Genomic DNA, 22,758 nt, shown 5'->3' on the forward strand with positions numbered 1-22,758 from the left:
GTTCAGCCATTGAATTATTTGCCCGCCGTATGGCACTGTCAAGGGGTGACCCTCACCCGCGCTCCGGCCGGCGCAGTTCGTCAGGGCAGTCTGCGCGAGCTCAACCTCGCCCTGGTGCTCGGCCGGATCGCGGCAGCCCACCGACCTCCCTCCCGGGCCGACCTCGCGACCGCGACCGGCCTGACCAGAGCCACCGTGTCCGCGGTGGTCGAGGACCTGCTCGCCGGCAGGTTGGTCAGCGAGTCCGACCCGGCACCCCGTGCCGGCGCCGGCCGCCCGGCACGCGGGCTGGTCCTCGCCGACCAGGGACCGGCCGGGCTCGGCCTGGAGGTCAACGTCGACTACCTGACGGTCTGCGTGGTGGACCTCACCGGCCAGGTCCGGCATCGCACCGTGCACCGGGCCGACCTGCGCCCGGTGGCCCCCGCCGACGCTCTGGCCAAGCTGGTCGAGATGGCCGGAGCGGCCCGCGACGACGCTGCCGAGCAGGGCCTCACCCTGATCGGGGCCGCGCTCGCGGTGCCCGGCCTGGTGGACGACACCGGAGTGGTCCGGCTCGCGCCGAACCTGGGCTGGCGCGACGTGCCGGTGCCCGCGCTGCTCGCCGAGCATCCTCCGCTGATCGAGCAGGTGCCCGGTATCCCGGCACTGGTGGTGGACAACGAGGCCAACCTCGCCGCACTCGGCGAGCTGCACTCCCGGCCGCCCGGCCCGTCCAGCTTCCTGCACATATCCGGAGAGGTCGGCATCGGCGCGGGCATCGTGCTGGATGGGGCACTCTTCCGCGGCGTCCGCGGTTGGAGCGGCGAGATCGGGCACCTCCCGGTCCACCCCGAAGGCCGTCCGTGTCGCTGCGGCGGGCAGGGCTGCCTGGAGCAGTACGCCGGCCAGGAAGCAATCGTGACCGCCGCCGGGCTGGCCCGGGCGGAGCTCCCCGCAGACACCGCGACCGCGCGGCTCGCCGAGTTGGCCGAGGCCGGCGACGCGGACGCGCTGCGGGCGCTGCACGACGCCGGGACGGCACTCGGAGTCGCGGTGGCCAGCGTCGTCAACCTGCTCGACCTGGACACCGTGGTGCTCGGTGGCGGTTACGCCGCGCTGGCACCCTGGCTCTGCCCGCCGGTGCTCGCCGAGATCGCCGGCCGGGTGCTCACCGCCGCGTGGTCACCGGTCACGGTCCGGCCGTCGACGCTCGGCGCGGAGGCCGCTGCGGTGGGTGCCGCCGGCTCGGTGGCCCGGCGGATCATCGCCCAGCCCGCCGGCTGGCTGGCCCGCTCCGGCTGACCGACGCCGATGCGCTGACTGGCCCGCTCGGGCTGCTCGACGCCCTGCGTGCTGGGCGCCTGTCGGAGCGGATCGGTAGCCTTGCACTGCGGGCAGCGATCCGCGGTAAGGAGTCGAGAAGCAGCATGCGCACAGGTCGTCAGACGCGAGGCGGCGTCCGGCGGTGACCACGACCCGGCAACCCAGCGGCACCGCGCTGCCGGCCGACTCGCGGTTGGCCCGCGAGCTGCTCGACGGGCTCGCCGAGGCCGTCTTGACGACGGACGAGACCGGCCAGGTCACCCTGACCAACGCCATGGCGACGGAGCTGCTCCCGGAGGTCACCACCGGCACCGAGCTGGCCAGCTGCCCGGTGACGGCCCTGGCCCAGGCGGTCGCCGGCGACGCCGACCGCTTCGACGCCGACCACCACGGCCGGCGGCTGCGCGGCGCCCGACGGCACCTCGCCCGCTCCGGGTACGCCTGGTACATCCGTGACGTGACCGAGGAGCACGCCCGCGCCGATGCCCTGCGTGCCGAGCGCTCCCGCACCGCGTTCCTCGCCCAGGCCGGCAGCCAGCTCGGGCTGTCCCTGCAGCGGGACCAGGTGCTCCTGGCCGCCACCACCCTCGCCGTTCCATACCTGGCCGACATCGCCGTGGCGCTGCCTCGACCGACCGTGCCGGCCGAGCCGCACGCCCGCTGGATCCGGTACGCCGACGGTGAGCCGGCCCCGGTCACCGGGTTGGCCGGGGCGGCACTGACCAGCACCGTGCCCGGGCTCGCCGAGGCGCTGGCGGGCGACCTCACCGAGCCGGTCCCCTGGCTGGACGCCGAGCCTGCCAACCTGGCCACCATGCTGCCGCCCGGGTTCGGCCCGCCGGGCATGGTGCTGGTCTGCCCGCTGCTCAGCGCCGGCGGGTCGGCCGGTGCTCTGCTGCTGATCCGCCGAGCCGGGCGGGCGGGCTTCGACCGGCGCGACGTCGAGTTGGCCCGCGAGTTCGCCGCCCGGGCCGGTGCCGCGCTGGCCACCGCCGATCTCCACGCCGAGCAGGCCCACCTGGCCCGGGTGCTGCAGGCGAGTCTGCTCCCGCCCGATCTGCCCACCGTGCCCGGCGTGACCATGGCCGGCGGTTACCGGGCCGCCGGGGACAGCCTGCACATCGGCGGCGACTTCTACGAGGTGTTCCCGCACCCTCGCGGCGCCCTGTTCGCGCTCGGCGACGTGTGCGGCAGGGGCGTGGGCGCGGCCGTGCTGACCGGCCGGGTCCGCCAGTCGTTGCAGACGCTGCGGCTTGTCGAGCAGCGTCCGCTGGAGCTGATCCACCTGCTCGACCGGGCGCTGTTCGACGCGCCGGACGCGGCGGGACGCAGCCAGTTCACCACCCTGCTGCTCGGCTCGCTGGACTGCGGGCCGGCCGGGGCGGACGCCCGGATCGCCGGCGGGGGCCACCCGGCCCCCATGTTGGTGACCGCCGACGGCACGGTCACCCCGATCCCGGTCGGTGGCATGCCGGTCGGCGCGTTGACTGTCGCACGATTCGCCGAGGCACGGGTGCACCTCGACCCGGGTGACCTGCTGCTCGCGTACACCAATGGGGTGACCGAGGCGCGCGGCCCGCGCGACGGGGCGATGTTCGGCGCGGCCCGGCTGCGCGCCGCGCTCGCGTCGGCGGCCGGGCGGCCGCCGGCGGCGCTGATCGACCGGGTGCTCCAGGCGGTCGACGACTGGTTGGACGGGCAGGCCCACGACGACATCGCGATGCTGGCCGTGGGCGTCGACGCCGGTGTAACCGACGGGTTCGGCGCGTAGCCCCTGGTTGCCGACGGGGTGGCCGCCGCCCCGACCGGTGCCGGAGTGTCGGCCCGAACGGTCGTTCAGGCGGTCCGCGCCACCGGCGGGTCACCGGCCGGCCAGTCCCGATTGCTGCCGATCGACCGTTCCGGGCCGCCCGCTGGGCCCGCCCACACCGCGCGGGCCTGCCGGTCCGGATCGACCGACCAGTCCCTGGACCGCACGGTGGGCCGGTCCGGGTCGTCCGGCCACTCGCCCTGCCCCGCCGATTCGCCAGGCGCCGAAGCGCTCTGCGCCTGCTGACGGCGAGCGCTCTCGTCGAATTCCCGCATTCCGCTCAGCAGAGCGTCGCGGCCTCCCGGGCTCATCGCGGCCAGCACGGCGGCAAGCTGCGCCTGACGGTCGGCCCGCAACTCGGCGAGGAGTCGACGGGCGTCGGGAGTGAGGTGCAGCGAGATCTCCCGCCGGTCGAACCGGCCCGGCTCGCGCTCCAGCATGCCGGCGGCAACCAACCGGTCGCAGAGGCGGCTGGCGGAGCTGAGCAGCATGCCGAGCCGCGTGGCGAGCCGACGCAGGTTGATCCCGTCGTGCTGCTCCACCACCATCACCGCCCGTAACTGGGCGCCGGAGACGCGGTTGGCGGTCCCCTCCCGGGCGGATTCCCAGATGCCCAACAGGGCAGCGGCCGCCTCGTCCAACGCGGCAGCCATACTCTTCTCGGGGTCACTCGGACCGTTCAGTTCGGTCATGGTGGCCCGAGACTACTCCGAGCCCACTGGTCGTCGAGCTTTCAGCAGGGGAGTGACGATGAGCGAACCGGTCAATCAGGCACGACGTGCCCTGAACGAGACACCAGCCGACCGGCTCGTCGGTGGGGTCGGGGATGTGCTCGTCCGGTCGTACGGGATCACCGACGTCGAGCTGTACCAGGTCGACTACCGGCTCTCCGAACTCCTGCCGCTCACCGAGGGTGATCCGATCACGAGCCCCGGGCACCCCGCCTGGCGCGCCTTCGACCACCAGTCGCCGATACTCACCGACGGCACCGCCTGGTTCCCGGTCAGCATGCGTGGCGAGCGTCGGGGTGTGCTGTGCCTGTCGCCCGTGCCGGACGACCGGGAGGTCCTCGCCGCGCTGGCCGACATCTCCACCGCGCTCGCCCACGAGTTGGCGGCGGTCTCCGCCGGCACGGACGTCTACCGGGCGGCACGGCGCGCCCAGCGCCTCACCCTGGCCGCCGAGATGCAGTGGGACCTGCTCCCCGGCCGCAGCCGGATCCGACCCTCGTTCAGTCTGGCCGGCCAGTTGGAGCCGGCGTACGCGGTGCGCGGCGGCAGCTTCGACTGGTCCGACGACGGGCAGCGACTCTGGTTGTCCACCATCAACGGCACCGGTGAGGGTGTCTCCGCCTCCCTGCTCACCTCGTTGGCCACCCACGCGCTGCGCAACGCGCGCCGGGCCGGGCTGAGCCTGGCCGACCAGAGCGCCCTCGCCGACCAGGCCCTCTACGACCTGTACCGGGGCGAGCGCCACCTCTCGGCGTTGCTGATGGAACTGGACCTGCGTTCCGGGATGATGACCGTGGTCGACGCCGGGTCACCCCGACTGGTCCTGCTGCGCGACGGCGAGGTCACCGAGCAGCCCCTGGAGGCGCAGTTCCCGCTCGGCATGTTCGAGGCGACCGACTACCACGAGCAGAAGTTCCCGCTGGAGCGCGGCGACCGGCTCTTCGTCGTCAGCGACGGGGTGCTGGAGGCCACCGGGCAGAACGTGCGCTACGGCGAGACGGCACTGGACCGGTTCCTGCGGCGCACCGGCCCGATGGCGCCACTGGACGCCGTCCGGTCCCTGATCGGTGACCTTCGTGCGTTCGTGGCTGGTGACCTGGTCAACGACGCGGTGGTCGTTTGCCTGGACTGGAACGGTCCGCAACCGTGACCGGTGGTGGTCAGTACGCTCCGCGACCGTTCAGGACCGCACCGAAGGTCTTCCACAGGATGGTGAGGTCGGCGGCGAGGGACCAGTTCTCCACGTAGTAGAGATCGAGCCGGATGCCGTCCTCCCAGCTCAGGTCGGAACGGCCGCTGACCTGCCACAGGCCGGTCATGCCAGGCTTGACCAGCAGCCGCCGGGCCACGTCGCCGTCGTAGCGGGCCACCTCGGAGGGCAGCGGCGGGCGGGGCCCGACCATGCTCATCTGACCCAACAGCACGTTGGCCAACTGCGGCAACTCGTCCAGCGACCACTTGCGCAGCAGCCGGCCGACGCGAGTGACCCGGGGGTCCCGGCGCATCTTGAACATCAGGCCGTCGGTCTCGTTGCGCGCGGTCAGCTCGGCGAGCAGCGCGTCGGCGTTCACCACCATGGTGCGGAACTTGAACACGCCGAACTCATGCCCGCCCCGGCCAACGCGGATCTGTCGGAACAGCACGGGGCCCCGACTGTCCAGTTTGATGGCGAGGGCGATCAACGCGATCAGCGGCAGCAGCAGCGCCAGCGCCAGCGACGAGGCGGACCTGTCGACGAGGCCCTTCACCAGCTTGCGCGCACCGCGGAACTCCGGTGCCTCGACGTGGATCAGCGGCAGGCCGGCGACCGGGCGGGTGTGGATCCGCGGGCCGGCGACGTCGGTCAGCGCGGGTGCCACGACCAGGTCGACGCCGGTCCCCTCCAACTGCCAGCCGAGACGGCGCAACCGGGCCGCGGTCAGCTCGCCGGAGGCGGTCACGGCGACAGTGTCCGCGCCGATCGCGGTGGCCGCTTCCGGGATACCTCGGAACGATCCCACCACCGGTACGTCGCCCAGTCGCTGCGCCACCGGTGCGAGCAGCACGTCGGGGATGCACGCGCCGACCACCTGGTAGCCGGCGTACGGCTCGCGGCGCAGCGTGTGCACCAACTCCAGGACGTGGGCGGTGTCGCCGACCACCAGCACCCTGCGGGACCAGCCGGCACCCACCCGTCGGGCCCGGTGCAGGCGCTTGCGGACGACGAACCGCGCCACCTCCAGCCCGACGGTGCCCACCGCGAAGGAGATGCCCAGGAAGACCCGGGAGACGCCGAGGTCGGCGATGTAGCCGATGATGGCGGTCGCACCCGCGAGTCGCAGGCTGGCGGAGCTGACCCGCCGATACTCGTCGGCACCGTAGCCGACCACCCGGTCGTCGTAGCAGCCGAGTGCCTTGAGCGAGATCAGCCAGGCCAGCACCAACCCGGGGGCAACCAGCACGTACGGGATCTCCGAGCCGCCCGAGTCGCCGTCACCGAAGCGGGTGACGTACCCGATGAGCAGCGCGATGATGAGAACGCTGGTGTCGAGCACCACCAGGACCCGCACGTAGGACCGTTCGTCGGAGCGCGCCACCAGCCCGACACGGCGGCCTTTCGGCTCAACGGACGTGGCGGGGGTCAACAGTGTCGCCGCGGTCACCGGCCCTCCCACTCTGTACAGGATGGCCCCGGCCAACAGGGTCGGACCGGAGGCGGACCGACAATGCCGGAACAGTCGACATCCTGCCTCGGTAACCATGACGGCCGATTGCTTCGGACGTATTGCCGTCACTTATTTCTCAGCGTGGGAGCCAAAAAGGGGCCCGCCCTACCGTCGATCCGGTAGGGCGGGCCCCTTCGTGTTTCGAGCGTTGGCTCAGCGCGGTGCCGGCGGACGTCGCGCGATGGCGCTGAGGAAGATGTTGCCGATCTCGCTCGGGTCCTTGGTGACGAAGACATCGCCACCGGTCACCTTCGTGATCGACTCCAGCTCGGCCTTGCTGACGCCCTCGCCGATGCCGATCATGATGACCTGCACCGGGCGCTCCGGGTCGGCGAGCTGCTTGAGCTTGGCGAGCAGCTGCTGCTGGTTGAGGCCGTTGTCGTCCTCGTTCTCACCATCGGTGAACAGCACGATGGAGTTGACCCGGCCAGGTTGCCAGTTCTCCTGGACCGCCTGGTACGCGGCCAGCGTGGTGTCGTAGAGGCCGGTGTCACCGCTGGAGGGCGTGACGGTGGCGAGCGCCGCCTCCAACTGGGCTCGCTGGCTGGAGAGCGGCCCGATGGGCACCAGCTCTTTGTAGTCCCGGTTGCCGACCAGTTTGGTGGAGAAGGTCCAGAGGCCGATCGACCAGGAGTCGTCGAAGAGGCCGAGGCCGCGGCGGGCCGCGTCCACGGTGACCTCCTCCCGGCTGCGGTTGTTGGCGCTGGGCACCTCATCCTTCATCGAGCCGGAGACGTCGACGACGGCCAGCATCCGACCGGACTGGGTGGCGATCGACCAGCTGGAGACGACCCGCTGGATGGCGGCCGGGTCGAGGCCACCCGCGGCGGTGCCGCCGTTCGCCGGTGCGGTCGGCGCGCCGCCCGACGGGCTCGGGGCACCCTGCGGTGCTTTGAAGCCATCGCCCCAGCTGCCGTCCGGCGCGCGTAGCGACTGCGCCGCGAGCCGGTTGCGGAAGGATGGGCTGGTGAGCAACTCGAACAGCACCCGGGCCGCCGACGCCTTGCTCGGCTCGATGCCGGGCAGCACCGCGTACGGGTAGTCCAACGGCATCGGCGCCGGCTCCATGTAGAGAGCGGCGAGCGGGACCGGCGGCTCCTTGCTGTTGTAGGCCATCACGTCTTCTTCGGACAGCGCCGCCGCGCCGAGACCGCTGGCGATGGACGTCGCGTCCTTGGCGGTCGGGAAGCGGGCCAGCAGATCGTTGCGGAGCGACGAGCGCCCGGTGGCCAGTGCCCGAAGAGCGCCGACGGTGCTGCGCTGGGCGTCGCCGCCGGCAGCGCTGGCGGCCGCGGTCAGCGAGAGCAGACCGGACAGGCCGGCGGCGTCACGGGTCGGCTCGACGATCCCGGTGCGCAGGGGCGCACTGGTGTTGTTGACCTGCTTGAGCAGGTCCGTCCAGTTGAACTTCTTGTCCGGCCAGCCCAGTCGGGCGGCGATCGGCTCGGGCATCGCGACGACGATGGGGCTGCGTGCGATGGACGCGCCGTTGGTCGGAGCGAACGCGGTGGCGTCCTTCTTCAACCGGAGCAGCCAGGTCGAGGAGTCGGGCACCCAGACGTCCGGGCTGACGGCGGTGCCGCTGGCCTGCCCCACGCCGGCCAGGACAGCGCCGTGCTTGGCCGCCACCACGGCAGCCACGTCGACCGGGTCGGACGCCGAGACGTCAACCCGGATGCAGGTGGGGCCTACCGCAGCGCCGTCCTTGACCCACTGGGACGCGGCCGCGTCCACCGCGGGCGCGAGCTCCGAGGCGACCGCGACAGCGAGACGAATCTCCCCGGAGCAGTTCGGCTGGATCAACTCCCGATAGCCGAACCACACGCCGGTCGTGACGACGAGCACCGCCGCCGTCCCGGCGGCGGCAGCGAGATGGAGTTTCGAACGCATGCGATGGCGGCCTGCTGACACGGTGACCATCTTGCGTACTAGGTGCCGTCTCTGCCACATCCGTTTGGACTAAAGTTACGGAGGAGAAACAGTTGACCACGTTTTGGCGACGCAGAGTGATACAGCGGCCTCGTGGCGTTGCCGAATCAGTGCCACCCTCGCGTCTCGACGCCGAGGTTCACGGCAGCACACACGTCGGGCTCGGCACCGGCACCGGCTCGCCGATCGCCTCGGGGATGCCGGTGTCCACGTCGCGCCGGAAGACCCGCACCATGTCCGCCCGCTCATCAGCGACGTAGATGTGCTCCCCGATCAGCGCGAAGTGTCGGGGCCACTCACCGCCGGTGTCCACTTCGGCCACCAGCTCCGGCAGCTCCCCGACCAGGGTGAAGACGGCCAGGGTCCCCACTCCGCGGTTGGCGACATAGAGAAACCGGCCGTCCGGGCCGACCGCGACCTCCGAGGGCTGGACATGACCGGTCCGCTCGCTCGCCTCGACCCGACCGCGCTGGTGCAACGCGCCGTCGTCGGTCAACTCGTACGCGGTGACCGAGGCGTCCAGCTCGCCGACGAGGTAGCAACGCCGCCCGTCCGGGTGACGGGCCAGGTGCCGCGGCCCGGTGCCGGGTGCCGTGCGGATCCGCGGCGCACGGGGCACCAGCCGCCCCGTCGCGTCGTCCAGGTCGTAGCGGTAGACCGAGTCGGTGCCGAGGTCCACCGCGAAGAGCGGCCCCCGGCCCGTTCCCGGGTTGACCATGTGGGCGTGCGCGTGGTCCTGCCGCTGCGGGTCGGGGCCGCGCCCCTCGTGCACCACCAGGTCGGTGCGCTCACCGGGCACCCCCTGCGGGTCGAGCGGGAAGACCGCGACGCTGCCGCTGCCGTAGTTGGCCGCCACCAGGTGGCCGCCGTCGGGCAGCACCGCCAGGTGACAGGGCTCGGCGCCACCGGTCGACCGGCTGCCGAGCGGATCCAGCTCGCCGTCCGGCCCGACCCGCCAGGCGCTGATCTCCCCGTCCGTCAGCTCGTTGACCGCGTAGAGCACCGACTGGGTGGGGTGCCGCGCGAGGAAGGAGGGCGACGGCGTGGCCGCCACCGTGCCGAGTGGGGTCAGCGCCCCGGTCGTCGGGTCACGACGCGCCGCGACGATGCCGCTGCCCCGCCCACCACTCTGCGCGGTGTAACCCCCGATGTGGACGACCTCACCCTGACCACTCACGTCCAACTCCTCCGCCGGCATCCCCCGCTGATCCAACCAGAGGCTGCCCGCATTGCCCGCCCGTTAACCGGCATTGGCGCCCGGATCTCAGGCTGTCGGCACCGGCTCCCCGCGCTGCCGGGCGACGTGCTCGACCAGAGAGATCAACACCATCTTTCCGGACTGCCGGTCCCGGGCGTCACACAGCACCATCGGCACGTCCGGGTCCAGGTCGAGCGCCCGGCGTACGGTCTCCAGGTTGAAACGACGCGAGTCGTCGAAGCAGTTGACACCCACCACGAACGGGATGCCACGCTGCTCGAAATAGTCGATGGACGGGAAACAGTCGGCCAACCGGCGGGTGTCGGCGAGCACCACCGCGCCGAGCGCGCCGAAGGCCAGCTCGTCCCAGAGGAACCAGAACCGATCCTGACCCGGGGTGCCGAACAGGTAGACCTGCAGGTCGTCGTTGATGGTGATCCGGCCGAAGTCCATCGCCACGGTGGTGGTCGACTTCCCCTCCACCCCGGAGATGTCGTCGGTGCCGATCCCGGCGCCGGTCAACACCTCCTCGGTCTGCAACGGACGAACCTCGCTCAGGGCACTCACCAACGTCGTCTTGCCAGCTCCGAAGCCTCCCGCGATGAGGATTTTCAGTGCCAGCGGGATGGAGGTGCTGGTGCCCACCTGGTCAAAGCGCACGGAGTCCACTGACCACCGCCTTGAGGATGTCGTCGTCGGGAAGGATGCCGGCGGCCGGCGGCTCGTGCACCGCGACCAGGCCCTCAGCCAGGAGATCACCGAGCAGGACCCGGACCACACCGACCGCGAGGTCCAGCTCGGCTGCCAGCTCGGCCACCGACACCGGCCGGAGAGCCAACGCGACCAGCCGTCGATGCTCCGGGAGCAGGTGCGGATGGCTCGCCGCGTCGACGTCCGATCCGGCAAGCACGAACGCGACCAGGTTGAACCCGTCGGCGGCGGAGCGTACCCGGCCTCCAGTGAGGGTGTACGGGCGCACTACCGGGCCGGCGTCACCGTCCAGCCACTCGTGCTGCGGCCCGGGCGGTTCAGCCCGCATCACCGGTTCCCACCGACGATCGGGCCGGCGCGGCCAGGCTCTCCCCCACCCGGATGACCAGCATCGCCATCTCGTACGCGACCAGCCCGATGTCCGCGTCCGCGTCGCTCACCACCGCCAGGCAGGCGCCCTGACCGGCGGCGGTGACGAAGAGGTACGCCGACTCCATCTCCACCACGGTCTGCCGGACCGGGCCGCCGTCCACGTGCCGGCTGGCTCCTCGCGCCAGGCTGGAGAAGCCGGCGGCGAGCGCACAGAGGTGCTCTGCGTCGGAGCGCTCCAGCTCGGCCGAACAGCCGAGCAGCAGGCCATCGGCGGACAGCACCACCGCCTCCCGGGCGGCCGGCACCCGTTGCACCAGCTCGTCGAGCAACCAGTCGAGGCCGGTGCTCTGCTTCGTCGAATGCCGCACTAGGCGTCCCTCTCAGTTGCGGTCGGGGGTTTCGGGGTTCGTCGCCGGGTTGGTAGGGACCGCCGGGACCGCCGGATCGGTTCGCTCGGCCGCTGCGGCCGGCGCCGCCGGAGCAGCCGGCGCCGAGGGTGTGATGACCGTGGCGCGTCCGCGAGCCGTGCCCGCCTGTAGCGCGGCCATCACCCGACGGACCTCCTCCGGAGATCGGGGCGTCGGGGTGTCGGTGACGGTCGACCGGCGCTGCACTGCCGGGGTGTGACGCCGCACCCGGCGGGGCAGGCCGTCCAGGTCGTCAGCCGTCTCGTCAGGGGACGCCGCGTCACCGAGCCCGATGACCGGCGACGTGTCCGAGGTCGCTGCGCCGCCGGACGGGGCGGGCGGTGCTGCGTTGGTAGGCGGTGCTGCGCTGTCCGGCGGTGCTGCGTTGGTGGGCGGGGCCGCGGACAGACGCGCGCGGGGGCGGGGCACGGCGCTCCGGCGAGCCGTGCGGGCCAGCCGCCGGGCCGGGTCGGCCGACGCGGCAGGCAGCGTGGCAGGGTCGGGGCCGGCCGGCGGCTCGGCGGTGACCAGGTCGCTGGGGATCAGCACCACGGCGGTCACCCCGCCCTCCCCGGAGGGGCGCAACCGCACGCGTACGTTGTGCCGGGCCGCCAGCCGGGCCACCACGAACAGGCCGAGCCGGGCGCTCTGCGCCGGGTCGAACTCGGGCGAGCTGGCCAGCCGGGTGTTGGCGGTCTCCAGCGCCGCGGCGGACATACCCAGCCCCTGGTCGGTGATCTCCAGGGCGTACCCGTTGGCCACCTGTTCCCCCGTGACGGTGACCCGGGTGTCCGGCGGGGAGAAGGCGGTGGCGTTCTCGACCAGCTCGGCGAGCAGGTGAATGACGTCGCCGACCGCCCGGCCCAGCACACCGGCGGGCTGCGCGGCGGTGATGTCCACCCGGTCGTACGCCTCGACCTCGGAGATCGCGCCGCGGATCAGGTCGACCATCGCGACCGGGTTCCGCCAGCCGCGGCCGGGCGCGGAGCCGGCCAGGATGACCAGGTCCTCGGCGTGCCTGCGGAGTCGGGTTGCCAGGTGGTCGACCTGGAAGAGCTCGGCCAGCTCGTCCGGGTCCTCGGCGCGCCGCTCCATCCGGTCCAGCAGGTGCAGTTGACGGTGCACCAGGCTCTGGCTCCGGCGGGCGATGTTGAGGAAGACCTCGTTGAGCCCACGACGCAGGGTGACCTCGTCCACCGCGGCTTGGACGGCGGTGCGCTGCACCTCGGTGAAGGCGCGCCCGACCTCGCCGATCTCGTCGTGGCCGTACTCCAGCGGTGGCGCCTCCCGGGCGACGTCGACCTGCTCGCCGCGACGCAGCCGGGTCACCACGTCCGGCAGACGGTGCTCGGCCAGGTCGAGCGCGGCGGTGCGGACGCCGCTGAGCCGCCGGACCAGGGTGCGGCCGACCCGCAGCGCGACCAGCACCGAGACCACCACGGCGACGAGCCCGAGCACGCCGGCGGCGGCGAGGCGCACCAGGATGCGGACCGCCATCGGCACCGAGCGGTCGGTGAGTGCGTCGGCCTCGGCCAGCTCGAAGTCACGCAGCTGCTGTTGCACCGCGTCGTGGCTGGCCTGCCAGGCAGCCGCGTCGACCGGCGGCCGGCCGGCCCGGTTGGCCGCGACCAGCGCGTCCTGCATCGTGCGCAGCCGGGTGAACGCTTCACCCTCGGTCAACCGTTGGTACGCGACCCGGCCGGTCTCGGGCAGGTCGGCCACGGCGCTCTCGGTCAGCCACCGTTGGTTGCCGATGGCCTGCACGAGCTGGGTGTGCTCGCCCTCGGCGAACCGTCCGGCGGTCAGCGCACCGGCCAGCAGCGCGTCGCTCTGGCCGAGCAGCTCCCGGGAGCGGCCCAACGCGGTCAGCGCCAGTGCCTGCCGGTTGAGGTCGGGGTCGGTCAGGGTCGCCATCCCGGCGAAAGCCTGGAAGGACGCGGAGACCATGCCGCTGTAGAGGCCGATCGCCCCGGCCCGGTCCACCTTGCGGTCGTCGATGAAGTCCCGGCCGGCCGGCAGTGCCGCCAGGGCGGTGACCAGCTGGTCGACCCGGGTCTCCAGCAGGTCGTCGGCGGCGTCGCGCAGGGCTTCCCCGTCGACCCGGCGACGCAGCTCGGCGACCGCCCGATCGGTGCGCTCGCGCTGCTCGGCCAGGGCGGGCAGCTCGGTGGTGCCCGCGAGCTGCACCACCGAGAGCCGGCGTTCCCGTTGCAACTCGGTGACCACGGCCTCGCCGGGTCGACCCAGGTCGTACAGGAGGGTGCGGGCGGAGAGCAGGTCCAGTGCGGGACCGAAGGTCAACGTCGTCGCGAAGATCCACAGCGCCAGGAGTGCGGTCACCGGCGCGACGACCAATGCGGTCAGCTTCGAACGGATCGGCCAGTCGCGGGTTTTCATCAGACCTCGCCCGTACAGGGGTGGCAGGGGGTGCCGGCACCGCCGGGCAACGCGCCGGCCGGCTGCACGCCCGGCCGGACGCCGGGCACCGGCGCGGGCGCCTTGGGCAGGATACGTAATCGGGGGCCGTTGCACTACCGCCTGTCGCTCCGACATCGACGCTGCGAGATGTGCCGAATGGGCAACGGCGAGCGCCCCCGGCCGGCGGGGTGGGCATCACCCCACCCGAGCGCAACTTCTGGACTGGGTCAAGTTAAGCGGATGGTGAGGAAAGTACCCCCGATCGGGATTGGCGATCAGTGCGCGGAGGGAATACCAGATGACGAAGGAGGAGCCCATGTCGCCCACGCAGGTAATCGTCATCGTGCTCGTCGTGCTCGTGATCGTCGCGGCACTGGCCGTGGCCGCCCGGTCGCTCAGCCGCCGTCGCGCGCTGCGCAGCCGGTTCGGGCCGGAGTACGACCGGGTGGTGGAGGAGCAGGACAGCCGGTCCGCCGCGGAGCGCGAACTGCGCGACCGGGAACGCCGGCACGCCGAGCTCACGCTCACCCCGCTCAGCCCGGAGTCCCGGGCCCGTTACAGCGCAGCCTGGGAGGAGCTCCAGGTCCGCTTCATCGACTCGCCCGGCGAGACGGTGGGCGACGCCGACGCTCTGGTCACCCGGCTCATCGAGGAGCAGGGCTACCCGACCGGGGACTTCTCCGACCAGATCGCCCACCTCTCCGTCGAGCACGCCCGCACGCTGACCAACTACCGCGACGCGCACGACATCCACCTGCGCAACTCGCGGGGTGAGGCCAGCACCGAGGAGCTGCGGCAGGCGGTCGTGCACTACCGGGCACTCTTCGCCGACCTGCTCGGCGAGGAGCCGGCCGGCCACCATACGCCCGAACAGCGACACCACCCGGACCACGACGCCACGAGCCGCTGAGGAGGCCACCGATGCGCCAGGAAGAGCCGCAGGTGAGCAACGACCATCCGGAGGCCGTCCGGTCCGCGCCCGTTCCGGTACCGCCAGCCGGCGACCGGGACAGCCGCTCGGACGTCCCTGACGACACCCTGGACGACCGGGGCACCTTCGACGACCAGACCGCCTCCGACAAACGGACCAACGGCACCGAACGGGATGCCGCGTACGACCCGGCCGACGACGAGCGGGCCGACGACTCCGACCCGCGCCATCGGCGGGACGACCGGTCCACCGACGATGGTGGCTTCAACGAGCCGGGGCCGCTGCCGACGGCGTTCGGCGCCACCACGGTGGCCGACGCCGTCGCCGCCTCCGCGCTGGCCAGCCCACGCCCGCAGGATCAGCCGGACCCCAGGGCCGAGCGGACGGCCCAGCCGGGCGACGGTGCCGAGGACGGCGAGCGCGAGGGTCTGCGGGCCGACCCCACCGCCGAGTTGCACCGAAGGGATGCCGCCCCGGGGACCGACCCGGACGCCGTGGCCGCCGGCGCGGCCGGTTACGGCAGCGCGACACCGGGGATGGTCGACCCGGACGCGGACGGCGAGCCGGTCAGCACCGAGGGCGACGGCACGTCGCTGGGGGCTGCCGGGACGTCCCGGCCCGCCGGTTCGACGGTCGCGGCCGAGCCGGCCACCCTCCTGGACACGGACACCGCGCAGGGCTTCCGGGACCGCTGGCGGGACGTGCAGCTGCGTTTCGTCGACGATCCGCACGGGGCCGCCGGCGAGGCGCAGTCGCTGGTGGAGGAGGCCATCCAGGCCCTCTCCTCGGCACTGGCCGCACAGAAGAACACGCTGGGTGGGTGGCAGGACGCCGGCTCGGCCGACACCGAGCAACTGCGGATGGCGGTGCGTAACTACCGGGATTTCCTGGATCGCGTACTGGGTCGCTGAGCGACACCCCAGGGGCGCCCCGGCCAGTCGGCCGGGGCGCCCCTCGTCCGCGAGATCGAGCCCACGAAACCACCCGAATCCACCCGAAATCCACGTGACCCACGTGGAGGCGTGAAACCGGCCGCACAGGGGTAGTAGGGCGCGCGCGCACCAAACCAGCGCAGACGTCGGGACGAGGGGTGGCGGAGATGGACGGCGGCGGTCTTCGGCTCAACATGAACGGCCTGGACTATCTGATTCTCGCGCTGTACTTCGTCACCGTCCTCGGAGTCGGCTTCGCCGCGCGCCGGGCGATCCGGACCAGCGTCGACTTCTTCCTGTCCGGCCGATCCCTGCCCGCCTGGGTGACCGGTCTCGCCTTCGTCTCAGCGAACCTGGGCGCGTTGGAGATCATCGGCATGGCTGCGAACGGCGCCCAGTACGGCGTCATGACGGTCCACTACTACTGGATCGGCGCCGTACCGGCGATGGTCTTCCTGGGCATCGTGATGATGCCCTTTTACTACGGGTCCAAGGTCCGCAGCGTGCCGGAGTACCTGCGGCTACGGTTCAACCGCCCCACCCACCTGCTGAACGCGCTCAGCTTCGCCGTCGCCCAGGTGCTGATCGCCGGCGTGAACCTCTACGCGCTGGCCCTGGTGATGCAGGCGCTGCTCGGCTGGCCGCTCTGGACCGCGGTCGTGGTCGGCGCGGCGATCGTGCTGGCGTACATCACCATCGGTGGCCTGTCCGGGGCGATCTACAACGAGGTGCTCCAGTTCTTCGTCATCCTGGCCGGCCTCATCCCCGTCACCGTGATCGGCCTGGTCAAGGTCGGCGGGGTGAACGGCCTGATGGACGCGGTACGCGACTCCAAGCTCGGCGAGGCGGGCCTGCACGCCTGGCAGGACACCGGCAGCACCGCCAACCCGCTGGGCGCGCAGTGGATCGGCATCGTCTTCGGCCTCGGTTTCGTGCTGTCCTTCGGCTACTGGACGACGAACTTCGCCGAGGTGCAGCGGGCACTGTCGGCGAAGAACATGAGCGCCGCCCGTCGTACGCCGATCATCGCCGCGTACCCGAAGCTGCTCATCCCGCTGGTCACGGTGATCCCCGGCCTGGTGGCCCTGGTCACGGTGAAGGGCCTGGGCGCGGAGAGCGGCGACCTGCAGTACAACAACGCGATCCCGCTGCTCATGCGCGACCTGCTCCCCAACGGCGTGCTCGGGGTGGCGGTCACCGGTCTGCTCGCCTCGTTCATGGCCGGCATGGCGGCCAACGTGAGCGGCTTCAACACCGTCTTCACCTACGACATCTGGCAGGCGTACATCCGTCCCGGCCGGCCGGACGACTACTACCTCCGGATCGGCCGGTGGGCGACGGTCGGGGCCGTGGTGATCGGGATCGGCACCGCGTTCATCGCGGCCGGGTTCAGCAACATCATGAACTACATCCAGGCGCTCTTCTCGCTCTTCAACGCGCCGCTGTTCGCCACGTTCATCATCGGCATGTTCTGGAAGCGGATGAGCGCCCTGGCCGGCTTCTGGTCGCTGTTGTTGGGCACCCTGGCGTCGCTGGCGACGTACCTGCTCTACAAGGGCGGTGTGATCGACTTCAACTCCGACCTGGAGGAGAGCTTCTGGGGCGCCGGCATCGCGTTCGTCACGGTGGCGATCGTCGCCGCGATCCTGACCCCGCTCACCGCCCCCAAGCGCGATGAGGAACTGCGTGGGCTGGTCTACGGCATGGGCGGCGTCGACCTGAAGGGCGACGTGCTCGCCGGGGACGCCGTCTGGTACCGCTCCCCCGTGCTGCTCGGTCTGATCGCGGTCGCGCTGGCCGCCCTCTTCTACATCCCGGTCTTCTAGGAAAGGGGTTCGGCAGATGAGCAACGACGGCCAGCCGGCGCAGGACCCGCTGATCGACGAGACGCAGGCGGAGCAGCGCCGCTCCGCCGCCGCCCGGTTGTTCGACATCCGTCGGGTGATCGGTGGCCTCTTCGTGGCGTACGGGATCATCGTGACGTTGATTGGCATCTTCGACAGTGCGGCCGAGGTCGACAAGGCCCAGGGTGTCCGGATCAACCTGTGGGCCGGGCTGGTGATGCTCGTCTTCGGCCTGCTCATGCTGCTCTGGCAGTGGCGGCGTCCGGCGGAGCCGCCGGCCCCCAACGAGCAACAACCCGGCACCTGACCGGTGACCCCTGCGGCATGAGCGCGGCACGAGGGGGTACGCGACGGGGATCAGGCACCGTGTCGGACACAGGAGGCAACACCATGACCGATCGCGATCGCCAACCGCCGTTGGAGGACAGCCCCGAAGTGGCCTCGGCGGTGGACGATGACGCCACCGTCCCGCAGTTGCGTGGCGGGGGCGGCCCCGACCACGACACCCCAGGCTTCGCCGAGCCCCGTAGCCGGCCGGACGACCTCGCGCCGGGCACCGCCGAGCTGATCGGTGACCCCTACGCTGCCGGCACCGGAGCGACCGGGACGGGCACCGGCGCGGGCGGGGACAACATCCGCACCGGGGCGGAGCAACCCTGGGAGCCGGAGGACCTGGTGATGGCCCGCGGGCAGGACCTCACACCGGAGAACCTGGACAAAGCCCGCCGTGACCTGGCCGAACAGGGCCGGGCGGCGATCGAGCGCACCGTGCCCTGACCCGCCATGAGGGGGGGTCCCCGACCCGACCTGACGGTCGGGTCGGGGACCCGGGGGGAACCTGCCGCCGGCAGTGCCTCACCTACTGCCGGCGGCGGGTGGGTGCGGAGGCGATCCGGTCAGAGCGCCGGGTACGCGTTACGCATGAGCTCCTGGAACTGGGCGGAGAACCACGCACCGGAGATCGGCGCGTCCGCCAGAGCGCCCGACGGGTTGTTGCCGTTGCGGGCGTTACCGCCGTACGTCGGGTCGCACATCCGGTCGAAGCCCTTGCCCTCGGTGTTCGGGATCTCCTTGCTGGAGCCGTCCGACTCGCCCGGAGGCTTCACCCAGACGTAGGCGTCGATGCCGGGCTCCGGGTTGGCCCGGGGACGCTCGCCGAGGCCGGCGCCGGCCTGGTTGCACCAGTTGCCGAGGTGGAGCCGCCGGTCGATGCGACCACCGTTGACGTAGGTGTCGACGGTGGTCGTCGCGCCCGGCCCGGTCGGCCGCGCGGAGCCACCCCAGCCGTTACGGGACGTGTCGATCAGCATGCCGATGTTGGAGTTGAAGCCAACCGAGACCAGCTTGGTGCGGAACGCCTGGGCGAACGACAGCTCGTCGACGTAGTAGTTCCAGTCGACCCACTTGGACTGCCGCACCGTCTGACCGTTGACGTTGTCGGTGACCTTGAAGTACGGCTCGCGCAGCGCCGAGTAGTTCGCGGTGTTGGTGATGAACCCGTGCACGTTGTTGACCGTGCTGCCGGAGGCCACCGCGGCGGTCTTCAGGATGTCGGCGGTCGGGCCGAAGTTGGTGTCCCAGCCGAGCCAGCCGTGGTGGCCGGCGTCGATGTAGTTGTAGACGTTGCCGAGGGAGCCCAGCTTCGCCAGGGCGTAGCCGACACCGTTGACGTACGCGCCGTTGGCCTTGACCGTGTCACACATGACCGTGCCGCCGGCCTGCCCGGAGGTGTTGGTGATCAGGTTCGGCAGCGAGTCGATCTCGATGACGTTGATGATCCGCAGGTTGCGGTACTTCGCGTCACCCTGGATCGCGGCGATCGGGTCGATGTACTCGGCCTTGTACCTGGGCAGCTCGTCCGGGCCCAGCTCACCGTTGGAGGCGAGCGCGGAGCAGTCCCGGCCGGGCAGGTTGTAGATCACGAACTGGATGTACCCGGCACCCTGGCGCAGCGCCTCGTCCAGGTGGTCCCGCACCCCGAAGGCACCGTTCGAGCTGCTGTTCGGGGTGCCGTTGATCGCGGCGATCCGGTCCAGCCAGACGGCGGTGGGGTTGCTGGAGACCCGGCTTCCGCCCGGCTCGGCGTTCGCCTTGGCCTTCCACTCCGGGTTCACGTAACCCGGGACCCCGGCGTACGGGTTGTCCACCTTCACGCCCGGCGGCGTGGTGGTGGGCGGTGCGGTGGTCGGCGGTGCCGTGGTGGGCGGCGCCGTGGTGGGCGGTGTGGTGGTCGGCGGTGCGGTGGTGGGCGGTCCGGTGGTCGGGTTGGTGGTACCGCCGTTGCAGACCACGCCGTTGAGGGTGAACGAGGTCGGCTTCGGGTTGCTGCCGCTCCAGGCACCGTTGAAGCCGAGGCTCGTCGACGCGCCGGTGGCGAGGTTGCCGTTGTAGGACAGGCTCCGCGCGGTCACCTGGCTGCCGGACTGACTGAACTCGGCCGACCAGCCCTGCTGCACCCGCTGGCCGGAGTTGGGGAAGGTCCAGCCCAACGTCCAGCCGTTGACCGGGTCGCCGAGGTTCTTGATGGTGATGCTCGCGGTGAAGCCGCCGGGCCAGTCGTTGCTCGAGTAGGCGACGTCGCACTGCGTCGCGGCCTGCGCCGCGGTGACCGGGATCGTCACCAACCCGCCGGCGACCAGGACGCCCGCGCCGGCGAGCGCGAGGCCCCGGCGTGGGCCGGATAGCCTTCTCCACACATTCATGCCACTGATCTCCTTGGGCGAGACCGGGCTCGCGTACGGCCCGGCAGGACGGCCCGGTGGGCGTCCTGCACGGACGGCCGCCGGCGCCACGGGAATCTTTGGGGGCGCCCGACCCGGACGGGCGGTGGTGGTGGTGATGCACGACCGACGCGACGGTCAGTCGATCGGCGGCGGGATGTCGCCCCGGTAAACCGGGTGCCCTCGACTGCCCTGCCTGCGCGGTGTGGCTCTCCGTACCGCGTTCGCCGATTCTTGCATGGGAGCGCTTCCATGGCAATGGCTCGATGCGTGGCGGCGGGAGTCTCGCCCGTGGACCCGTTTCGGACGATACCCCCGAGTCGGCCCGAGCGGCGCGTAAAGGGAGCGGCGCTGGCGGTACCGGATGCCCGAGGCCGGCAGGCGCGACGAGCACAGAACACCGTGCGGCCCCCGCAAGGGCCTGCGGGGCCAGAGACGACGCTCGGCGCGCCGAAAGCCGCGTAGCACGCCTTCGTCTCTTAGCCGACTAAAGGTCAAAACGCGAATCTTTCACTTCATAAGTCGTGAAACGGTCTAACGTCGGTCTTAGCTCGGTTGTCGCCGAGCTCAGGACAACAGGGATGGAGTGACGCAGGTCATGGCTAAGAAGATGCTCGGGAAGGTCGTTGCGGGCGCCGCGCTCGGCGGCGCGTCGCTCCTGGTGTTCGCACCGGGGATCGCCTACGCCAACGGCCACGACGACGGCAAGGACCGCGACGGCAAGGTCTACGCCAAGCCTCACGTGGTCAAGGCCGGCGACGAGGTCAAGCTCCTCGAGATCTGCCCGGATCGGCAGGAGCACGCGTTCGTGTGGTCCAAGGTCACCGGCAAGGTCAAGCTCGAGCGGGCGAACGAAGACCGGGGCGAGGACCGCAAGTGGGGCGAGGAGGAGGACTCCTACGACCACGACAACGGCAAGGACGAGAACGGCAAGGACCACGAGGGCAAGGACGAGAACGGCAAGGACGACAAGGGCAAGGACCACGAGGGCAAGGACGAGAACGGCAAGGACGACAAGGGCAAGGACCACGAGGGCAAGGACGAGAACGGCAAGGACCACGAGGGCAAGGACGAGAACGGCAAGGACCACGAGGGCAAGGACGAGAACGGCAAGGACCACGAGGGCAAGGACGAGAACGGCAAGGACGACAAGGGCAAGGACGGCGGCCAGGGTGGCGGCGCCGCTGCCGACGCCCGCGACGACGAGGACCGCAAGGACTGGAAGGGCGAGGAGCACGGCCAGGACGCGGAGGACAACCGCGACAAGAAGGACTGGGACTCCAAGGACGAAGACAAGAAGGACTGGGAGTCCAAGGACGAGGACCGGTACGGCTCCGAGGGCCGCGACTCCAAGGACGAAGACAAGAAGGACTGGGAGTCCAAGGACGAGGACCGGTACGGCTCCGAGGGCCGCGACTCCAAGGACGAAGACAAGTACGGCTCGGACGAGTACGGCTCGGACAAGGGCTGGGAGTCCAAGGGCCACGGCTCCGACGAGTACGGCTCCGAAGGCCGGGACTCCAAGGACGAAGACAAGTACGGCTCGGACGAGTACGGCTCGGACAAGGGCTGGGAGTCCAAGGGCCACGGCTCCGACGAGTACGGCTCCGAAGGCCGGGACTCCAGGGACGAGGACAAGTACGGCTCCGAGGGCCGGGACTCCAAGGACGAGGACAAGTACGGCTCCGAGGGCCGGAACTCCAGGGACGAAGACAAGTACCGCTCGGACGAGGACCGCTGGGAGAAGGAGCGGGAGTTCGTCTACTACGGCGAGGCCAAGGTCGACAAGGACGCCAAGCCGGGTCGCTACGAGCTCAAGGGCTCGTGCGGCGAGGGCGAACTCGTCGTGCTGCCCCACGGCGGTGTCGACGGTGGTGACGGTGGCGCCAGCACCGGCACCGACCGTGGCCTTGCCACCGGCGGGGCGAGCCTGCTCGGCGCTGCCGCGCTGGGCGGGATCGTGCTGATGCGTCGTCGGCGGACCGATGGTTCGCTCGTCTGACGTGACGACGACACGGGCCGGCGGCCGTCACGGGAAACCGTGGCGTGCCGCCGGCGCGGCCGTCGTCGTCACCACGGCCATGATCGGTGCCGGCATGATCGGCGCCGCTCTGAAGGACACACCCGCTCCCCGCCCGCCGCAGCCGCTGGCCCAGGCCGGCCCCGAGGTCCCCGGGCCGGCGGCCACCGCCACCGACGTTCCGCCGGTCGACGGGCAGCCGACCGGTCAGGGAGATGCGCCGGCCGCGCTGGCGCGCTCGGCACCGACCAGCATCGAGATCCCCCGGATCGGTGTCGACGCGACGATCATGTCGTTGGGCACCAACCCGGACGGCACCGTCCAGGTCCCCCCGCTGGATCAGGCAGACCAGGCCGGTTGGTACGAGCCGGGCGCGAGCCCCGGCGAGACCGGCAACGCGGTCATCGTCGGACACGTTGACTCGGCGAAACTCGGCCCGGCCGTCTTCTTCGACCTCGGCGCGCTAACCCCCGGCGACACCGTCACCGTGCGGCGGGCCGACGGCCTGGCAGCCACCTTCAAAGTCGACTCCGTGAAGGCGTACCCGAAGACGGCCTTCCCCACCGAGTTGGTGTACGGGCCGAGCGACCGGCCCAGCCTGCGGGTGGTCACCTGCGGCGGTCAGTTCGACGAGGCCGCCAAGAGCTACCCGGACAACGTGGTCGTCTTCGCCAGCCTGGTGGGGTGACCCGCGACGAACGAAATACGGTCCGGCCGGTCGGGGT

General features: G+C 71.4%; 19 protein-coding genes. 10 read left to right on the plus strand and 9 right to left on the minus strand.

Annotated elements, in window-relative coordinates:
* The first annotated feature begins 45 nt into the window (after nucleotides 1–45).
* Nucleotides 46–1,284, plus strand: a complete 1,239-nt coding sequence (locus JOD64_RS08555; protein WP_204941745.1) for an ROK family transcriptional regulator — start codon at nucleotides 46–48, stop codon at nucleotides 1,282–1,284.
* 163 nt (nucleotides 1,285–1,447) lie between these two features.
* Nucleotides 1,448–3,076 (plus strand): SpoIIE family protein phosphatase, encoded by a 1,629-nt coding sequence (locus JOD64_RS08560; RefSeq protein ID WP_307813298.1) that lies wholly within the window; start codon nucleotides 1,448–1,450, stop codon nucleotides 3,074–3,076.
* A gap of 65 nt (nucleotides 3,077–3,141) precedes the next feature.
* Here JOD64_RS08560 and JOD64_RS08565 read toward each other — a convergent pair whose 3' ends face one another.
* Complete coding sequence (locus JOD64_RS08565; protein WP_239559458.1) at nucleotides 3,142–3,807, minus strand: MarR family winged helix-turn-helix transcriptional regulator; 666 nt, start codon at nucleotides 3,805–3,807, stop codon at nucleotides 3,142–3,144.
* Between the two features lie 58 nt (nucleotides 3,808–3,865).
* Here JOD64_RS08565 and JOD64_RS08570 point away from each other — a divergent pair, with 58 nt between their 5' ends.
* Entirely contained in the window at nucleotides 3,866–4,996 is a 1,131-nt protein-coding gene (locus JOD64_RS08570; protein WP_204941746.1) for a PP2C family protein-serine/threonine phosphatase, read from the plus strand.
* A 10-nt stretch (nucleotides 4,997–5,006) separates the two neighbouring features.
* Here JOD64_RS08570 and JOD64_RS08575 read toward each other — a convergent pair whose 3' ends face one another.
* The 7 genes from JOD64_RS08575 to JOD64_RS08605 form a co-directional block, all read right to left on the minus strand.
* Nucleotides 5,007–6,488 (minus strand): sugar transferase, encoded by a 1,482-nt coding sequence (locus JOD64_RS08575; protein WP_204941747.1) that lies wholly within the window; start codon nucleotides 6,486–6,488, stop codon nucleotides 5,007–5,009.
* Nucleotides 6,489–6,704: 216 nt separating this feature from the next.
* Complete coding sequence (locus JOD64_RS08580) at nucleotides 6,705–8,462, minus strand: substrate-binding domain-containing protein (RefSeq protein ID WP_204941748.1); 1,758 nt, start codon at nucleotides 8,460–8,462, stop codon at nucleotides 6,705–6,707.
* A gap of 157 nt (nucleotides 8,463–8,619) precedes the next feature.
* A complete protein-coding gene (locus tag JOD64_RS08585; protein ID WP_204941749.1) occupies nucleotides 8,620–9,657 on the minus strand; it encodes a lactonase family protein in 1,038 nt (345 codons plus the stop codon).
* Between the two features lie 87 nt (nucleotides 9,658–9,744).
* The gene (locus JOD64_RS08590) at nucleotides 9,745–10,347 is read right to left on the minus strand and encodes a GTP-binding protein (protein ID WP_204941750.1); all 603 of its coding nucleotides are present in this window, start codon (nucleotides 10,345–10,347) and stop codon (nucleotides 9,745–9,747) included.
* Nucleotides 10,328–10,717: a DUF742 domain-containing protein gene (locus tag JOD64_RS08595; protein WP_204941751.1), complete on the minus strand. Its 390-nt coding sequence runs from the start codon at nucleotides 10,715–10,717 to the stop codon at nucleotides 10,328–10,330. Before JOD64_RS08595 ends, JOD64_RS08590 begins: the two co-directional genes overlap by 20 nt.
* Nucleotides 10,707–11,129 carry a roadblock/LC7 domain-containing protein gene (locus JOD64_RS08600; RefSeq protein WP_204941752.1) on the minus strand — a complete coding sequence of 141 codons (423 nt, stop codon included), beginning with the start codon at nucleotides 11,127–11,129 and terminating at the stop codon, nucleotides 10,707–10,709. Before JOD64_RS08600 ends, JOD64_RS08595 begins: the two co-directional genes overlap by 11 nt.
* 12 nt (nucleotides 11,130–11,141) lie before the next feature.
* Nucleotides 11,142–13,565, minus strand: a complete 2,424-nt coding sequence (locus JOD64_RS08605; RefSeq protein WP_204941753.1) for a sensor histidine kinase — start codon at nucleotides 13,563–13,565, stop codon at nucleotides 11,142–11,144.
* A 337-nt stretch (nucleotides 13,566–13,902) separates the two neighbouring features.
* On the opposite strand from JOD64_RS08605, the gene JOD64_RS08610 reads away from it, so the two are divergent.
* The 5 genes from JOD64_RS08610 to JOD64_RS08630 all read left to right on the plus strand — a co-directional run bounded on the left by JOD64_RS08610 (nucleotide 13,903) and on the right by JOD64_RS08630 (nucleotide 18,070).
* On the plus strand, nucleotides 13,903–14,496 hold the full coding sequence (locus tag JOD64_RS08610; protein ID WP_204941754.1) for a hypothetical protein: 594 nt from the start codon (nucleotides 13,903–13,905) through the stop codon (nucleotides 14,494–14,496).
* A gap of 11 nt (nucleotides 14,497–14,507) precedes the next feature.
* Entirely contained in the window at nucleotides 14,508–15,428 is a 921-nt protein-coding gene (locus JOD64_RS08615; protein ID WP_204941755.1) for a hypothetical protein, read from the plus strand.
* 188 nt (nucleotides 15,429–15,616) lie between these two features.
* Nucleotides 15,617–17,275, plus strand: coding sequence for a sodium:solute symporter family protein (locus tag JOD64_RS08620; protein ID WP_204945975.1), 1,659 nt, complete (start codon nucleotides 15,617–15,619; stop codon nucleotides 17,273–17,275).
* A 16-nt stretch (nucleotides 17,276–17,291) separates the two neighbouring features.
* Nucleotides 17,292–17,600: a hypothetical protein gene (locus JOD64_RS08625; RefSeq protein WP_204941756.1), complete on the plus strand. Its 309-nt coding sequence runs from the start codon at nucleotides 17,292–17,294 to the stop codon at nucleotides 17,598–17,600.
* Nucleotides 17,601–17,683: 83 nt separating this feature from the next.
* A complete protein-coding gene (locus JOD64_RS08630; protein ID WP_204941757.1) occupies nucleotides 17,684–18,070 on the plus strand; it encodes a hypothetical protein in 387 nt (128 codons plus the stop codon).
* A 119-nt stretch (nucleotides 18,071–18,189) separates the two neighbouring features.
* Here the strand turns inward: JOD64_RS08630 and JOD64_RS08635 are convergent, their stop codons facing one another.
* A complete protein-coding gene (locus tag JOD64_RS08635; RefSeq protein WP_204941758.1) occupies nucleotides 18,190–19,995 on the minus strand; it encodes a glycoside hydrolase family 6 protein in 1,806 nt (601 codons plus the stop codon).
* Nucleotides 19,996–20,611: 616 nt separating this feature from the next.
* On the opposite strand from JOD64_RS08635, the gene JOD64_RS08640 reads away from it, so the two are divergent.
* Together JOD64_RS08640 and JOD64_RS08645 are read left to right on the plus strand one after the other, a co-directional pair.
* On the plus strand, nucleotides 20,612–22,015 hold the full coding sequence (locus tag JOD64_RS08640) for a putative sodium/potassium/calcium exchanger (RefSeq protein WP_204941759.1): 1,404 nt from the start codon (nucleotides 20,612–20,614) through the stop codon (nucleotides 22,013–22,015).
* 1 nt (nucleotide 22,016) lies between these two features.
* Nucleotides 22,017–22,721, plus strand: a complete 705-nt coding sequence (locus JOD64_RS08645; RefSeq protein ID WP_204941760.1) for a class F sortase — start codon at nucleotides 22,017–22,019, stop codon at nucleotides 22,719–22,721.
* The last annotated feature ends 37 nt before the right edge of the window (nucleotides 22,722–22,758 follow it).

The sequence above is a fragment of the Micromonospora luteifusca genome, assembly GCF_016907275.1.
GTDB classification, from domain to species: Bacteria; Actinomycetota; Actinomycetes; order Mycobacteriales; family Micromonosporaceae; genus Micromonospora; species Micromonospora luteifusca.

What these genes read in the sequence shown, in the direction of transcription:
- JOD64_RS08565 (WP_239559458.1), bottom strand. Translation starts at nt 3,807, where the DNA reads ATGACCGAACTGAACGGTCCGAGTGACCCCGAGAAGAGTATGGCTGCC.
- JOD64_RS08570 (WP_204941746.1), top strand. Translation starts at nt 3,866, where the DNA reads ATGAGCGAACCGGTCAATCAGGCACGACGTGCCCTGAACGAGACACCA.
- JOD64_RS08595 (WP_204941751.1), bottom strand. Translation starts at nt 10,717, where the DNA reads ATGCGGGCTGAACCGCCCGGGCCGCAGCACGAGTGGCTGGACGGTGAC.
- JOD64_RS08605 (WP_204941753.1), bottom strand. Translation starts at nt 13,565, where the DNA reads ATGAAAACCCGCGACTGGCCGATCCGTTCGAAGCTGACCGCATTGGTC.
- JOD64_RS08610 (WP_204941754.1), top strand. Translation starts at nt 13,903, where the DNA reads ATGTCGCCCACGCAGGTAATCGTCATCGTGCTCGTCGTGCTCGTGATC.
- JOD64_RS08615 (WP_204941755.1), top strand. Translation starts at nt 14,508, where the DNA reads ATGCGCCAGGAAGAGCCGCAGGTGAGCAACGACCATCCGGAGGCCGTC.
- JOD64_RS08620 (WP_204945975.1), top strand. Translation starts at nt 15,617, where the DNA reads ATGGACGGCGGCGGTCTTCGGCTCAACATGAACGGCCTGGACTATCTG.
- JOD64_RS08625 (WP_204941756.1), top strand. Translation starts at nt 17,292, where the DNA reads ATGAGCAACGACGGCCAGCCGGCGCAGGACCCGCTGATCGACGAGACG.
- JOD64_RS08630 (WP_204941757.1), top strand. Translation starts at nt 17,684, where the DNA reads ATGACCGATCGCGATCGCCAACCGCCGTTGGAGGACAGCCCCGAAGTG.
- JOD64_RS08635 (WP_204941758.1), bottom strand. Translation starts at nt 19,995, where the DNA reads ATGAATGTGTGGAGAAGGCTATCCGGCCCACGCCGGGGCCTCGCGCTC.
- JOD64_RS08640 (WP_204941759.1), top strand. Translation starts at nt 20,612, where the DNA reads ATGGCTAAGAAGATGCTCGGGAAGGTCGTTGCGGGCGCCGCGCTCGGC.